The following is a 13,415-nucleotide window of genomic DNA, read 5'->3' on the forward strand; positions in this document are numbered from 1 at the left end:
ATGACCGCGCCCAAGGGCTTCACCGACTACATCGTCAAGGACATCGCGCTCGCGCCGTTCGGCCGCAAGGAACTTTCGATCGCCGAGACGGAAATGCCGGGCCTGATGGCCACCCGCGAGGAATACGGCCCGAAGCAGGTGCTGAAGGGCGCCCGCATCGCAGGCTCCCTGCACATGACCATTCAGACCGGCGTGCTGATCGAGACGCTGGTTGCGCTCGGCGCCGACGTGCGCTGGGTGTCCTGCAACATCTATTCGACGCAGGACCATGCGGCAGCCGCGATCGCCGCCGCCGGCATTCCGGTGTTCGCGATCAAGGGCGAGAGCCTTACCGAATACTGGGACTACACCGCCAAGATGTTCGACTGGCACGGTGGCGGCTATCCCAACATGATCCTCGATGACGGTGGCGACGCCACCATGTACGTGCATCTCGGCCTGCGCGCCGAGAACGGCGACACCGCCTTCCTCGACAAGCCGGAGTCGGAAGAAGAGGAAGTGTTCTACGCGCTGCTCAAGAAGCAGCTCAAGGAGAAGCCGAAGGGCTACTTCGCGGCCGTCGCCGAATCCATCAAGGGCGTCTCGGAAGAGACCACCACGGGCGTGCATCGCCTGTACGACATGCAGAAGGCCGGCAAGCTGCTGTGGCCCGCGATCAACGTCAACGACAGCGTCACCAAGTCGAAGTTCGACAACCTGTACGGCTGCCGTGAATCGCTGGTCGACGGCATCCGCCGCGGCACCGACGTCATGATGTCCGGCAAGGTTGCGATGGTCGCCGGCTTCGGCGACGTCGGCAAGGGTTCGGCCGCGTCGCTGCGCCACGCCGGCTGCCGCGTGCTGGTGTCCGAAGTCGATCCGATCTGCGCCCTGCAGGCCGCGATGGAAGGCTATGAAGTCGTCACGATGGAAGACGCCGCACCGCGCGCCGACATCTTCGTGACCGCGACCGGCAACAAGGACATCATCACGATCGAGCATATGCGCGAGATGAAGGACCGGGCCATCGTCTGCAACATCGGCCACTTCGACAACGAAATCCAGATCGCCACGTTGAAGAACCTGAAGTGGGACAACATCAAGCCGCAGGTCGACGAGATCACCTTCCCGGATGGTCACCGCATCATCCTGCTGTCGGAAGGCCGCCTGGTGAACCTCGGCAACGCGACCGGCCATCCGTCGTTCGTGATGTCGGCTTCCTTCACCAACCAGACGCTGGCGCAGATCGAACTCTACGCCAACAACAAGGATGGCAAGTACAAGAAGGAAGTCTACGTGCTGCCGAAGTCGCTCGACGAGAAGGTTGCGCGTCTGCATCTCGCCAAGATCGGCGTCAAGCTTTCCACGCTCAGCAAGGAGCAGGCGAGCTACATCGGCGTCAAGCAGGAAGGTCCGTTCAAGAGCGATCACTACCGCTACTGAGCGCGACCGCTTCGGCGAACCAACGCTGCCAATACAAAAGCCCCGGAGCAATCCGGGGCTTTTTGTTTTCGACAAGCGTGTTGCACGTGCCGTCGGCCACTACACGCGAAAGTCCGAGCATAATCCGGGCTTCATCAGGCAGCGATCTCATACAACCGCGTCTGCCTGTTCCGACATCGTCACCCGGTTCTTGACGCTGGGACGCGCCTGCATCTTTGCCCACCATGCCTGAAGCGCCTCGCACTCCGCCGGTATCCGCAACTCCACCAGCCCCGCAAAAATCAGGCCGCCGATCACCGTGATGTCGGCCATCGAGAATTCGCCACCGGCTACGAACGGCCGGGTTTTCAGAACGCCATCGAAGTAGTGCATGCCCCGCAGCGCCTTGTCGCGCTGACGAAAACCCCACTCGGCGTTCTGATAGGTCTCGACATCGGGTCCAAGCCCCGGTGTGGCGTGGTGGAAATAGACGCTGATGGCGTCGAGCAGCTCCAGCTCGGCGCGCTTGTTCATCATGTGGATCACGCCCTTTTCGCGCGGCGTCGTGCCGGTGAGCGTGGGCGTGCCGTCGAGCGCGTCGAGATATTCGGTAATGGCCGTGCACTCGCCGATGAAGGTGCGGTCGTCGAGTTCGAGCACCGGCAGCGTGCCGGAGTAGTTCCTGGCGAGGTGCTCGGCCTTCTTGTGCTCGCCGCTCCACAGATTGACGCTCACAAACTCGACGCGCGATCGCAGGTTCTTCTCCGCCAGGGCGATACGGACGCGAGCCGGATAGGGACCGGTGGGCCAATCGTAAATCGTCATTTTGGCTGGTCCTGTCGCGTCGAAACCGAGGATCTCTGTACTCATAATCAATTTACCTACCTGCCAGTTGATAGGTGATCAATAGAGCTTTGAAATCCTGCTGTCAACGTCTATCTATCACTTGGTAGGTTGCGATATTGAGGCGGCAAATGAGTTCGAATTCCAAAGAGGCCATTTTGGCAGCCGCCCGGCGGACCGCGCAGGCGCATGGCTATAACGGCCTGAATTTCCGCGATCTCGCGGCCGAAGTCGGCATCAAGGCTGCCAGCATCTACCATTACTTCCCGAGCAAGGCCGATCTCGGCGCCGCGGTCGCGAAGCGCTATTGGCAGGATACCGCGACTGCCCTGGAGACTCTGTTGGCCGATTCCCCGGATCCGCTCCGCGCGCTGCGGCGATATCCCGAGACGTTTCGCTGGGCGCTTGAGCGCGATAATCGCATGTGCCTCGGCAGCTTCATGGCCGCCGAAGTGGATGACCTGCCGGAAGCCGTGAAGAAAGAGGTCCAGACCTTTGCCGACGTCAATGTGGCGTGGCTGAGCAAGGTTCTGGCTGCCGCGGTCGTGGTGAGTTCCGGGGATAGCGAAAGACGCGCGCGCGCCATCTTCGCCGCGATCGCCGGCGCGCAGCTGATGGCGAGGAGCCGTTCGGATATCGCGCTCTATGACGCGCTGATCGACAGCTATCGCACGGCCGGTCTGCTGCCGGCGTAATCAGCGCACGATGCGCGGCTTCATCGCGGGGAGGGGTGCTTTGGCCGCAATCTCCGGGCTCTCGTCGGCATAGGGCGCCAGCACGTCGAGCAGGTCGCGGCCGCGGGCCGGGGTCGGCGTCACCAATGCGCGGTTGGCGACGAGGTCGAGATGCGAATGCATCAAGGCCACCGCGCCGGCCGCGTCGCCGCGCTCCAGCGCGTCGATGATCGCCATGTGCTCGGTGACGCCGCATTCGGCCGAATGCGGCCGGCTGTACAGCGACAGCGTCAGGCAGCAGCGATAGGCGATCTCGCTGACGTAACGGAGCAGCACCGGACTGTTGGTCATGGTCGCCAGCAGCACGTGGAATTCGGTAGCGAGCCGGATCGAGACCGGGTTGGGGCCGTCGCGGGCGACGCTCTCGGCCTCGACATGGGCCTTGAGGCGCGCGACCTGGGCCTTGCTCAGCCGCCCGGCGAGCTGCCGCACCACCAGCCGTTCCAGTTCCATCCGGATATCGAAAGTATCGCGGGCGTCCTGCCAGCTCGGCGTCACCACCACCGCGATGCGGTTGCGGCGCAGCTCGACCAGCCCCTCGGAAGCCAGCTGGCCCAGCGCGTGGCGGGCGATGGTCCGGCTGACGCCAAAACGTTCGCCGAGCGCGTCCTCGGGCAGTTTGGCGCCGGGCTCCAGCGCCTGCTCAATGATCGCGCGCCGCAACGCGCGGCAGATCGTCCCGACTTTGTCGGCTGATTTCAATGGCTTCGTCGTATCCAAGTCCATAGGCTCCACGATAGCGCCGCGGGCTGGAAGGCCATGCGCCCGAATTGCATGCAGGTTGACCCTGCGATGCCCAAAGAACTTTCACTACGCACAGCGTTATTCCGAAACGATCGGAAATTCCAGCGGGGCGGAGCTGGCACCGCAATTGCATGCACTTTGTTCCATGAACAGTATGCAAATTGTTGGCGAACCCGCGGCTGCCCCGACCAAGGCGCAGACGGCGATTGAACTGTCGGCCACCTCGGTCACGTTCGGGCGCGGCCCGACCGCGACCCCGGCGCTGGCCGAAACGAACCTGTCGATCCCCGACGGCGAGTTCCTCGCGCTGGTCGGGCCGTCCGGCTGCGGCAAGTCGACCATCCTGCGGCTGGTGAGCGGGCTGGTGCGGCCGACGTCCGGCGTGGTGGTCGTCGGCGGTCGCGAGGTCGCGGCAAGGGCGCTGCGCGTCGGCATGGCGTTCCAGAATCCGACCATGCTGCCGTGGCTGACGATCGAGCAGAACATCATGCTGCCGCTCAAGATCGTCGAGCCGTTCCGCTCGCAGTTCAAGAAGCAGCGCAAGCTCGCCTTCCGCGACAAGGCCCATGCACTGCTGGCGCAGGTCGGGCTGAAAGGCTTCGCGAACAAGTTTCCCTGGCAACTCTCCGGTGGGATGCTGCAGCGGGCCAATCTGTGCCGCGCGCTGATCCACGAGCCGCGGATGCTGTTGCTCGACGAGCCGTTCGGCGCGCTCGACCAGTTCACCAAGGAAGAACTGTGGACCATCCTGCAGAACCTCTGGCTGGCCCATAAGCCCACGGTGCTGCTGGTCACCCACGATTTGCGCGAGGCTGCATTCCTCGCCAGCCGGATCTGCGTGATGAGCCCGCGGCCGGGCCGGGTGATCGACGACAGCGCGGTGACCTTTGCGCGGCCGCGTACCATCAAGATGACCTTCGAGCCGGAATTCGTGGCGCTCAACCAGCGGCTTCGCGATCTGATCGTCGATATCAGAGGTGTCGAATCCTCGGATGATCCCTCCGACGCAAGCCTGGAGGGCACGTCATGATGAATCTCGCTCTGCGCCAGAAGATCTGGTCGTTCGCGCTGATCGCGATCTTCTTCATTGGCTGGCAGTTGTTCTGCATGGCGTCGGGCGTCTCGGATCTGGTGCTGCCGAAGCCGACCGAGATCATCGCAACCCTGATCGCCAAATTCCCGATCCTGTGGCCGCATATCCTGCAGACGCTGGGCACCACGATGGCCGGCTTCGTGCTCGGCGTCGGTCTCGGCGTCGCGCTCGGCGCGATCATCGGCGTATCGAAAGTGGCCTACGACACGGCATATCCGCTGCTGGTCGGCTTCTCCTCGATCCCGAAAGTGGCTGTGGTGCCGATCTTCGTGCTGTGGTTCGGCTCCGGCACGGTGCCGGCGATCCTGACGGCGCTGTCGATCTGTTTCTTCCCGATCGTCGTCAACATCGCCACGGGGCTTGCGACCACCGAGCCCGAACTCGAGGACGTGCTGAAGGCGCTCGGCGCCAGCAAGCTCGACATCCTGTGGAACGTCGGCCTGCCGCGCACCATGCCGTTCTTCTTCGCCTCATTGAAGGTCGCCGTCAGCTACGCCTTTGTCGGCGCGGTGCTGGCGGAAACGGTGGCGTCGAACCGGGGCATCGGCAACGTGATGATGAGCGCGTCGTCGAACTTCAACGTGCCGCTGGTGTTCGCGTGCCTGTTCATCCTCGCGATCCTCGGCGTCGCGCTCTACGTCATTTTCTCTCTGATCGAGGCCCGCGTCACCGGTTGGGCCACACGCAAGAACGATCTCGTCGTCACCTAACTCTCACCTTCACCAAGCAGGAGAATGTCATGTTAAAGCGATTGAGTGCGGTTCTGGTCGGCAGCGTCCTGCTTTCGGGCGCGGCCTTCGCCCAGGAAACCACGATCAAGTTCACTCTGGGCTGGAAGACCCAGGGCAGCGACGCAGCGTTCTTCTACGCCAAGGACAAGGGCTACTTCAAAGAAGAAGGCCTCAACGTCATCATCGACCAGGGCGAAGGCTCCGGCGCCACCGTGACGCGCATCATGTCCGGCGCATGGGATGCCGGCTTCGGCGACGTCAACGCCATCATCCAGAACGCCTCGACGCGTCCGCAGGATGCCCCGGTCATGGTCTACATGATCTGGAACCAGCCTCCCTTCGCCATCGTCGCCAAGAAGACCAGCGGCATCAACTCGATCAAGGATTTCGAGGGGCATACGCTGGGCGGTGCGCAGGGCACGCCGACGACGCGGCTGCTGCCGATCTTCATCCGCAACAACAAGCTGGAAGGCGAGAAGATCAAGGTGACCAACATGGCGCCGAACCTTCAGGAGCCGATGCTGATCAAGGGCGACATCGACGCCGCTCTGGTCTTCAACATCACCAGCTACTTCAACCTCGTGCTGAACCGCCAGGACCCCGACAAGGACTTCAAGTGGTTCGCATTCGGTGACTACGGCATGGACCTGTACTCCAACGGCGTCATGGTCTCGCAGAAGATGATCGCGCAAAATCCGAAGGCCGTCGCCGGTCTGGTGCGCGCTATTAACAAGGGCATGATCGCAGTTGCCAAGGACCAGAACGCCGCGATGGCCTCGGTCGTCAATTTCGACAACCTGGTCGATGTGCCCGTCGAGAAGCGCCGCCTGCAGTATTCATTCGACAAGCTGATCGTGTCGCCGGAGATGAAGGAAATCGGCGTCGGCGACATCAAGGATGAGCGCATGACCCGCGCCATCGGCATGGTGGTCGAAGGCTACGACCTCAAGCGTGTCCCGAGCACCAAGGAAGTGTTCTCGCGAGAGTTCCTGCCGGCGCGCACCGAGCGTGAACTGACCTACACCGCGAACTGAGACGGCGTTTCGGAATGACGCAGCGTTTGTTGGCGACCAACATCTTTACCGGCACCGATCGCGGCGTCGTGGCTCGGGCAGCCGTCCATCATGACGGCGGCCTGATCACGGACATCGCGGCAGATGCCGGGGAGATTTCGGCCAACACGCTGGTCATTCCGGCGCTGATCAATGCCCACGACCATGCCCGGCCGTCGATGACTTCGTTCGGCGCGTCGGGCATGCCGCTGGAGACCTGGATCGCGCGCTCTGCGTTCGGCACGCCGCCGGATCCCTATCTCGCGGCGGCGGTGTCGCTGGCGCGCTCGGTGCGGGCAGGCTGTGGCGGTGCGATGATCCACTACACACGACCGAGCGGCACGATGCCGATCGTGGAGGAAGCGATAGCCATCGCGAGGGCGGCAGGCGATGTCGGCGTGCGGCTGGCCTTCGCGCTGGCGGTGCGTGACCAGAACCCGATCGTCTATGGCGACGAGACAGACGTGCTGTTGTCTCTGCCGGCAGCCGATCGCAGTACGATCGAAAAAATGTTCGTCCGCCCGGCGATGCCGCCGGCGGATTATATTGCGCAGGTCGAGGCGATCGACGCGGCCATTGCCGGGCCGATGGTCGATGTGCAGTTCGGCCCGGCCGGCGTGCAATGGTGCTCGCAGCCGTTGCTGGAGGCGATTGCCGAGCGCTCCGCCGAAACCGGCCGTCGGGTGCACATGCACCTGCTGGAGACGATCTACCAGCGCGCCTGGGCCGACCGTGCCTTTCCCGGCGGCATGGTGCGTTACCTCAAGGAGATCGGCCTGCTGTCGCCGCGGCTGACGCTGGCGCATTGCATCCACGCGCGGCCCGACGAACTCGATCTGATCGCGGAATCCGGCGCCACCATCGTCACGAATTTCTCCTCCAATCTTCACTTGCGCTCCGGCCGGGCGCCGATTGCGGATGCGCATCGCCGCGGCTGCCCGGTCACCTTCGGCATCGACGGCGTGGCGCTGGACGAGGACGACGACGCGATCCGCGAGATGCGGCTGGTGCGGATGGCGCATGACGGGCAGGGCTTCGAGCGCACCTGGAGCAACGAGGAATTTCTGGCGCTCGCGGTGCGCAACGGCCGTCGCGCGATTGGCGCGCCCGGCAGCGGTGCACTGCAGGCCGGTGCGCCGGCGGATTTCACCGTGCTGGATATCGGCCAACTTGACCGCGACGCGATCATGCCGGTCGACCCGCTCACGATGCTGTTTGCCCGCGGTAACGCCAGCTGCGTTCGCGATGTCGTCGTCAACGGCCGAACCATCAGCCGCGATGGAAAGCCTACCGGCGTCGATCTCGACGCAATGGAAATCGAGCTGCGCGCGATGTACCGTAGCAATGTGCCGCGATACCGTGAGCTGGAACACGCCTGGAAACCGTTCGAGCGCGCCGTGTCGCAATGGTTTTGCACCCAGGGTTGCTGCTAGCTAGTTTGTTCATTCAGGAGAATCGATCATGCCCGAACCGATCACAATGCTGGCGACGCCGAGCGAGGAAACTGCGCAGGCTGCCGATATCGTCGAACGTTATCTCGTTGCTTCGATGATCCCCGATCCGGAAACGGCGGCCGGCTTCATGACCGATGACGTCGTCATCACCTTTACCGGCGGGCGGAAAATGTCGCATCCGCGCGAGACCGCGGGCTTCAACGCCAAGCGCTACAAGTGGGTGAAGAAGAAGATGGAGCGCAGCGACGTCGCTCCCGGCAATGGCGAAACCATCGTCTACAATATCGGCACGCTGTATGGCGAATGGCCGGACGGCACGCCGTTCGAAGGCAACCGCTATGTCGATCGCTTCGTCGTGCGGGGCGGCAAGATCGTCGAGACCGACGTCTGGAACGACAGCGCCGAACGCATCCTCACCCGTCACGGCATCGACGGCTGACGCTTCAACCGCATAGATAGGCTTTACATGTTGTTCGACTACGTCCTGCGCAACGGGCGCATTGCCGGCGCGGGCGCCGATCCCGTCGATATCGGCGTGCTGGATGGCCGCGTTGCTGCGATCCAGCCGCGCTCCGATATGGCGGCGCGCGAAGCCTCGCGCGATATCGCGCTCGATGGCCGGCTCCTCGTGCCCGGCTTCATCGAGACGCATATCCATCTCGACAAGTCCTGCATCTCGGAGCGCTGCACCTGCCGCACCAACACGCTGCAGCAGGTGATCGCCTCGGTCGCCGCCGCGAAACGGGATTTCACCGAGGACGACATCTATGCGCGCGGCAAGCGCACGCTGGAGAAGGCGATCGTGCAGGGCACGACGCGGATGCGCACCCATGTCGAGGTTGATCCGCGGATCGGCCTGAAGGGTTTTAACGCCGTTGCGAAGCTGAAGCGGGATTTTGGCTGGGCGATCGATCTCGAACTCTGCGTGTTTCCGCAGGAGGGCCTGCTCAACGACCCCGGTTGCGACGAACTATTGGTCGAGGCCTGCGAAAACGGCGCCGGCTCGATCGGCGGCGTGCCCTATATCGACTCCGACCCGAACGGTCAGATCGCGCGCATCTTTGAACTTGCGGGGCGTTACGACCTCGATATCGATTTCCATCTCGATTTCGATCTCGATCCTAGCTGGATGCATCTCGACGAAGTCTGCCGGCAGGCCGATGCCTCCGGCTGGGGCGGTCGGGTGGCGATCGGCCATGTCAGCAAGCTCTCGGCACTCGATGCGGCGGCGCTCAAGACCGTCGGCATGAAGCTGGCGCGCTCCGGCGTTGCCGTCACGGTGCTGCCGGCGACCGATCTCTATCTGATGGGGCGCGATGCCGACCATCTGGTGCCGCGCGGCGTGGCGCCGGCGCATCTGCTGCTGGCCGATGGCGTGACCTGTTCGATCTCCACCAACAACGTGCTCAACCCGTTCACGCCGTTCGGTGACTGCTCGCTGGTGCGGATGGCCAACCTCTACGCCAATGTCGCGCAGGCAGGCCAGGCCGATGAACTGGCGGCGTGCCTCGACATGGTGACGTCGGGGCCGGCGAGACTGATGAACCTGAAGGACTATGGGATTGTGGTCGGCAACCCGGCCGATATCGTCGTGCTGGATTGTGCCAGCGCCTCCGCCGCAGTCGCCGAACTGGCGCAGCCGCTGATGGCCATGAAACACGGCCGCATCAGCTTTTCGCGACCGGTGCCGGAGATTTACTGGCCGGAATGATGTGGTCTCGTTCCCCGGAGGCGGTGCACTACGTCGCCTGACGATGCGTAGCATCGTTGGGGCGGCGTGGTGCTCCGCAGATCCGGGGCCGGGTCAATCGAGAGCGTTCGTGACGATCCCGGATCTGCGGTACAGCAGCGATGCTGCGCATCGCCACTGCACCGCGTCCGGGAAACGGTCGAGCTTTACTTCGCAGCAGCGATCTCGAACTTCAGCGTGCCGATGCCGTCAACGCCGCATTCGACCTTGTCGCCGGGCAGCAACGCCGCGACGCCGGCCGGGGTGCCGGTCAGGATGACGTCGCCGGCGGCGAGTTCGACCTGCAGCGACAGTTTCGCGATGATCTCGGCGATGTTCCAGATCATCTCGGACAGATCACCCTTCTGCCGCTCGGTGCCGTTCACCGACAGCCAGATCTTGCCCTTCGAGGGATGGCCGACCTTTGCGGCCGGCACCAGCGCGCCGGTGGGCGCCGACATGTCGAACGACTTGCCGATCTCCCAGGGCTGCTCTTTCTTGCGCGAAATGGTCTGCAGATCGCGGCGGGTGAGATCGACGCTGACGCCGTAGCCCCAGACGTGGTCGAGCGCCTTGTCGGCGGAGATGTTGAGGCCGCCGCTCTTCAGCACAACGACCAGCTCGACTTCGTGCTGCATGTCCTTGGTCAGGGTCGGGTAGGGGATCGTGGAGCCGTCCGGCACGATCATGTCGGCATGCTTGGCGAAGAAGAAGGGAGGGTTGCGCTCGTCATTGCCGAGTTCGCGGATGTGCTCGAGGTAATTGCGGCCCACGCACCAGACGCGGCGCACCGGGAATTTCTTGTCGTCGCCCTGAACGGCGATGGCGGCCTGCGGCGGAGGGGCGATAACGAACGATGCGGTCATGGACGGCTCTCAAAGGGTTGAACGACACTCACCGTCATTGCGAGGAGCGAAGCGACGAAGCAATCCAGTTCTTGTAATGCGGGCTAGCTGGATTGCTTCGCTTCGCTCGCAATGACGACGACAGGTGTTACGCCGGAGCGTCGAGCGGGGCCAGCGGACTGGCATCACGATGTTGCAATTTGAAGAACGAGGCATAGCGACCGCTCTGGCGCAGCAGGTCGTCATGACGACCGCGCTCGACGATCTCGCCACCCTCGATCACGAGGATGGCGTCGGCATGCATGATGGTGTGCAGGCGGTGCGCGATGACGATGGTGGTGCGGTTGCGGCAGAGATGCTCGATGGCTTCCTGCACCGATTTTTCCGACTCGGAGTCGAGCGCCGCGGTGGCCTCGTCGAGCAGGATCACCGGCGCGTTCTTCACCAGCGCGCGTGCGATGGCGACGCGCTGGCGCTGGCCGCCGGAGAGCTGCGCGCCGTGCTCGCCGACCGGCGTCTGGTAGCCGAGCGGAAAGCCCATGATGAAATCATGCGCGCAGGCAGCCTTGGCGGCGGCGACGATCTCGTCCTCGGTGGCGCCGACCTTGCCGAACGCGATGTTCTCCAGAATCGTGCCGCGGAACAGATAGACGTCCTGACCGACATAAGCGGTCTGCTGCCGCAGCGAGCGGCGCGAGACGTTGGAGATCGACTGGCCGTCGATGGTGATATCGCCTTCGGTGACCTCGTAGAGCCGCAGCAGCAGCGCCAGCACGGTGGACTTGCCGCCGCCGGACGGGCCGACCAGCGCGGTCACACGGCCGGGCTCGGCGACGAAGCTCATGCGGTTCAGCACGATTTCGTCGGGGCGGTAGCGGAACGTGACGTCGTGCAACTCGACGCGTGCGTCGGTGAGCTTGAGCGGTGGCTTGTCGTCGTCGTTCGGCTCGGAGGCCGGGCTATCGACGATCTCCAGCAACATCTGTGCGCCGATCAGGCTGGAATTGAGGTCGATGTTGAGCCGCGCCAGCCGCTTGGCCGGTTCATAAGCGAGCAGGAAGGCGGTGACGAAGGAGAAGAACTGGCCGGGCGTGGCGCCCATCGCCACCACGCTGTAGCCGCCATACAGCAGCGAGCCGGCGATGGCGAAGCCGCCCAGCGTCTCCATCAGCGGACTGGAGCGGTTCGAGACTCGCGCCATCTTGTTGGCGTTGCGCTCCACCGCGGTGATGCTGGCTTCCATGCGCTCGCGCATGGTCTGTTCCAGCGTGAATGCCTTCACGGTGCGGATGCCCTGCAGCGATTCCTGCATGGTCTCCATGATGTCGGCGGTCCCGGTGAACTGGTTGTGCGCGAGACCCTTGATGCGCTTCACCAGCTTGCGCAGCACCAGCATCGCCGGCGGCGCCACCAGGAATCCGAGCAGCGCCATATAGGGGTCCTGCATCAGCATCACGCCGACCAGCGCGATCAGCGACAGCAGATCGCGGCCCACCGCGTTGATCAGCAGGCTGAGCACCTGCGTCACCGAATTGGCGCCGGCGGTGAGCCGCGCCAGGAATTCCGACGAATGCCGCTCGGAGAAAAAGCCGATGCTCTCGTTCATCAGCTTGGCGAACAGCCGGCGCTGGTTGTTGGCGAGGATTGCGTTGCTGATCTGCGACAGGATCACGGTATGACCGTAGGTCGTCACGCCCTTGATCAGGAAGATCAGCACGACGACGCCGGAATACAGCGCGATGCGGTTGATGTCCTTGTCGACATAGGCCTGGTTGATGACCTCGCCGAGCATGTAAGCGGCGCCAGCGGTCGTGGCGGCCGAGATCGCCATCAGCGCAAACGCGATCACATAGCGGCGCCAGTAGGCGGCCGCCTGTTCCGTGATCAGGCGGCGGATCAGCGCCCAGGCGCCGGTGGGGTCGTCGGTGATTTTGCGAGGAATATCGGCCATCCGCGTTCCAGCGACGGCGCCGGGCAGGGATTTGCCGGGGCGTCAGAGTCGGCTTGCGAAACAGCCGTCTCATTGCCCGCTAAATGGGGGTATTTCAAGCCAAAATCGGTCCAGGGAAGGCTGGCGTCAGGCCGATTTGGCCAGCAATTCAATGCCATGGCGCTCGCGGGCGAGCTTCTCTTCCCAGGCCAGCGCGTGCCGGGCGATGGTTTCGAGATCGTCATATTGCGGCGCCCAGTCCAGCGTGGCGCGGATCCGGCTGGTGTCGGCGATCATGGTCATGATGTCGCCGTCGCGGCGGGGGGCATATTGAACCGCGAAATTGCGGCCGGAGGCGTGCCGGACCGCCTCGATGGTTTCCAGCACCGAGTAGCCGCGGCCGTAGCCGCAATTCAGGGTGGTCGAGGGGCCGCCATCGCGCAGGTAGGCCAGTGCTGCACGGTGCGCCTGGACGAGGTCACTGACATGGATGAAGTCGCGGATGCAGCTACCGTCCGGAGTCGGGTAATCGGTGCCGAACACGTCGATCTTGCTGCGCCGCCCGGTGGCGGCTTCGACGGCGATCTTCAGCAGATGCGTCGCGCCCATGGTGGCGAGGCCGGTGCGGCCCTGCGGATCGGCGCCGGCGACGTTGAAATAGCGCAGCACGACGAATTCCATGCCATAGGCCGGCGCGATGTCGTGCAGCATGATTTCGGTCATCAGCTTCGAGGCGCCGTACGGCGACAGCAGCCGCGTCGGTGCGTCTTCGGCGACCGGCGTGGAATCGGGATTGCCGTAAACGGCCGCGGTCGAGGAGAAGATGAAGCGCTTGACGCCGCACTTGACCGCGGCGCTG

Annotated in this window: 13 protein-coding genes; 8 read left to right on the plus strand and 5 right to left on the minus strand. The window is 63.8% G+C overall.

Annotated elements, in window-relative coordinates; translation table 11 throughout:
- Entirely contained in the window at nucleotides 1-1,422 is a 1,422-nt protein-coding gene (ahcY, locus tag JWQ24_RS22665) for an adenosylhomocysteinase (protein ID WP_299812760.1), read from the plus strand.
- A 147-nt stretch (nucleotides 1,423-1,569) separates the two neighbouring features.
- Here the strand turns inward: ahcY and JWQ24_RS22670 are convergent, their stop codons facing one another.
- Nucleotides 1,570-2,226 (minus strand): glutathione S-transferase, encoded by a 657-nt coding sequence (locus JWQ24_RS22670; RefSeq protein WP_299812762.1) that lies wholly within the window; start codon nucleotides 2,224-2,226, stop codon nucleotides 1,570-1,572.
- A 149-nt stretch (nucleotides 2,227-2,375) separates the two neighbouring features.
- Here JWQ24_RS22670 and JWQ24_RS22675 point away from each other — a divergent pair, with 149 nt between their 5' ends.
- On the plus strand, nucleotides 2,376-2,939 hold the full coding sequence (locus JWQ24_RS22675) for a TetR/AcrR family transcriptional regulator (protein ID WP_299812764.1): 564 nt from the start codon (nucleotides 2,376-2,378) through the stop codon (nucleotides 2,937-2,939).
- Here the strand turns inward: JWQ24_RS22675 and JWQ24_RS22680 are convergent, their stop codons facing one another.
- Nucleotides 2,940-3,704 carry a GntR family transcriptional regulator gene (locus JWQ24_RS22680; RefSeq protein WP_299812766.1) on the minus strand — a complete coding sequence of 255 codons (765 nt, stop codon included), beginning with the start codon at nucleotides 3,702-3,704 and terminating at the stop codon, nucleotides 2,940-2,942.
- 163 nt (nucleotides 3,705-3,867) lie between these two features.
- Between JWQ24_RS22680 and JWQ24_RS22685 the strand changes: the two genes are divergently transcribed.
- The 6 genes from JWQ24_RS22685 to JWQ24_RS22710 are packed head-to-tail and all read left to right on the plus strand — an operon-like array spanning nucleotide 3,868 to nucleotide 9,763.
- Nucleotides 3,868-4,752 carry an ABC transporter ATP-binding protein gene (locus tag JWQ24_RS22685; protein ID WP_299812768.1) on the plus strand — a complete coding sequence of 295 codons (885 nt, stop codon included), beginning with the start codon at nucleotides 3,868-3,870 and terminating at the stop codon, nucleotides 4,750-4,752.
- Nucleotides 4,749-5,525, plus strand: coding sequence for an ABC transporter permease (locus tag JWQ24_RS22690; RefSeq protein WP_299812770.1), 777 nt, complete (start codon nucleotides 4,749-4,751; stop codon nucleotides 5,523-5,525). Before JWQ24_RS22685 ends, JWQ24_RS22690 begins: the two co-directional genes overlap by 4 nt.
- Nucleotides 5,526-5,554: 29 nt before the next feature.
- Complete coding sequence (locus JWQ24_RS22695; RefSeq protein ID WP_299812773.1) at nucleotides 5,555-6,580, plus strand: ABC transporter substrate-binding protein; 1,026 nt, start codon at nucleotides 5,555-5,557, stop codon at nucleotides 6,578-6,580.
- Nucleotides 6,581-6,594: 14 nt separating this feature from the next.
- Nucleotides 6,595-8,031, plus strand: coding sequence for an amidohydrolase family protein (locus JWQ24_RS22700; protein ID WP_299812776.1), 1,437 nt, complete (start codon nucleotides 6,595-6,597; stop codon nucleotides 8,029-8,031).
- A 28-nt stretch (nucleotides 8,032-8,059) separates the two neighbouring features.
- A complete protein-coding gene (locus JWQ24_RS22705) occupies nucleotides 8,060-8,491 on the plus strand; it encodes a nuclear transport factor 2 family protein (protein WP_299812779.1) in 432 nt (143 codons plus the stop codon).
- 27 nt (nucleotides 8,492-8,518) lie between these two features.
- Entirely contained in the window at nucleotides 8,519-9,763 is a 1,245-nt protein-coding gene (locus JWQ24_RS22710; RefSeq protein ID WP_299812782.1) for an amidohydrolase family protein, read from the plus strand.
- Between the two features lie 185 nt (nucleotides 9,764-9,948).
- Here the strand turns inward: JWQ24_RS22710 and JWQ24_RS22715 are convergent, their stop codons facing one another.
- The 3 genes from JWQ24_RS22715 to galE all read right to left on the minus strand — a co-directional run.
- Nucleotides 9,949-10,647, minus strand: a complete 699-nt coding sequence (locus tag JWQ24_RS22715; protein WP_299812784.1) for a fumarylacetoacetate hydrolase family protein — start codon at nucleotides 10,645-10,647, stop codon at nucleotides 9,949-9,951.
- Nucleotides 10,648-10,774: 127 nt separating this feature from the next.
- On the minus strand, nucleotides 10,775-12,577 hold the full coding sequence (locus tag JWQ24_RS22720) for an ABC transporter ATP-binding protein (protein ID WP_299812786.1): 1,803 nt from the start codon (nucleotides 12,575-12,577) through the stop codon (nucleotides 10,775-10,777).
- A 126-nt stretch (nucleotides 12,578-12,703) separates the two neighbouring features.
- On the minus strand, nucleotides 12,704-13,415 hold a 712-nt coding region (gene galE, locus JWQ24_RS22725; protein ID WP_299812789.1), incomplete at its 5' end, for a UDP-glucose 4-epimerase GalE.

It is taken from the genome of Tardiphaga sp. (assembly GCF_028290495.1).
Classification (GTDB): Bacteria; Pseudomonadota; Alphaproteobacteria; order Rhizobiales; family Xanthobacteraceae; genus Tardiphaga.

Excerpts from the sequence above, each read along its gene's own strand:
- ahcY (WP_299812760.1), top strand. The coding sequence starts at position 1 with ATGACCGCGCCCAAGGGCTTCACCGACTACATCGTCAAGGACATCGCG.
- JWQ24_RS22670 (WP_299812762.1), bottom strand. The coding sequence starts at position 2,226 with ATGACGATTTACGATTGGCCCACCGGTCCCTATCCGGCTCGCGTCCGT.
- JWQ24_RS22675 (WP_299812764.1), top strand. The coding sequence starts at position 2,376 with ATGAGTTCGAATTCCAAAGAGGCCATTTTGGCAGCCGCCCGGCGGACC.
- JWQ24_RS22680 (WP_299812766.1), bottom strand. The coding sequence starts at position 3,704 with ATGGACTTGGATACGACGAAGCCATTGAAATCAGCCGACAAAGTCGGG.
- JWQ24_RS22685 (WP_299812768.1), top strand. The coding sequence starts at position 3,868 with ATGAACAGTATGCAAATTGTTGGCGAACCCGCGGCTGCCCCGACCAAG.
- JWQ24_RS22690 (WP_299812770.1), top strand. The coding sequence starts at position 4,749 with ATGATGAATCTCGCTCTGCGCCAGAAGATCTGGTCGTTCGCGCTGATC.
- JWQ24_RS22695 (WP_299812773.1), top strand. The coding sequence starts at position 5,555 with ATGTTAAAGCGATTGAGTGCGGTTCTGGTCGGCAGCGTCCTGCTTTCG.
- JWQ24_RS22700 (WP_299812776.1), top strand. The coding sequence starts at position 6,595 with ATGACGCAGCGTTTGTTGGCGACCAACATCTTTACCGGCACCGATCGC.
- JWQ24_RS22705 (WP_299812779.1), top strand. The coding sequence starts at position 8,060 with ATGCCCGAACCGATCACAATGCTGGCGACGCCGAGCGAGGAAACTGCG.
- JWQ24_RS22710 (WP_299812782.1), top strand. The coding sequence starts at position 8,519 with ATGTTGTTCGACTACGTCCTGCGCAACGGGCGCATTGCCGGCGCGGGC.
- JWQ24_RS22715 (WP_299812784.1), bottom strand. The coding sequence starts at position 10,647 with ATGACCGCATCGTTCGTTATCGCCCCTCCGCCGCAGGCCGCCATCGCC.
- JWQ24_RS22720 (WP_299812786.1), bottom strand. The coding sequence starts at position 12,577 with ATGGCCGATATTCCTCGCAAAATCACCGACGACCCCACCGGCGCCTGG.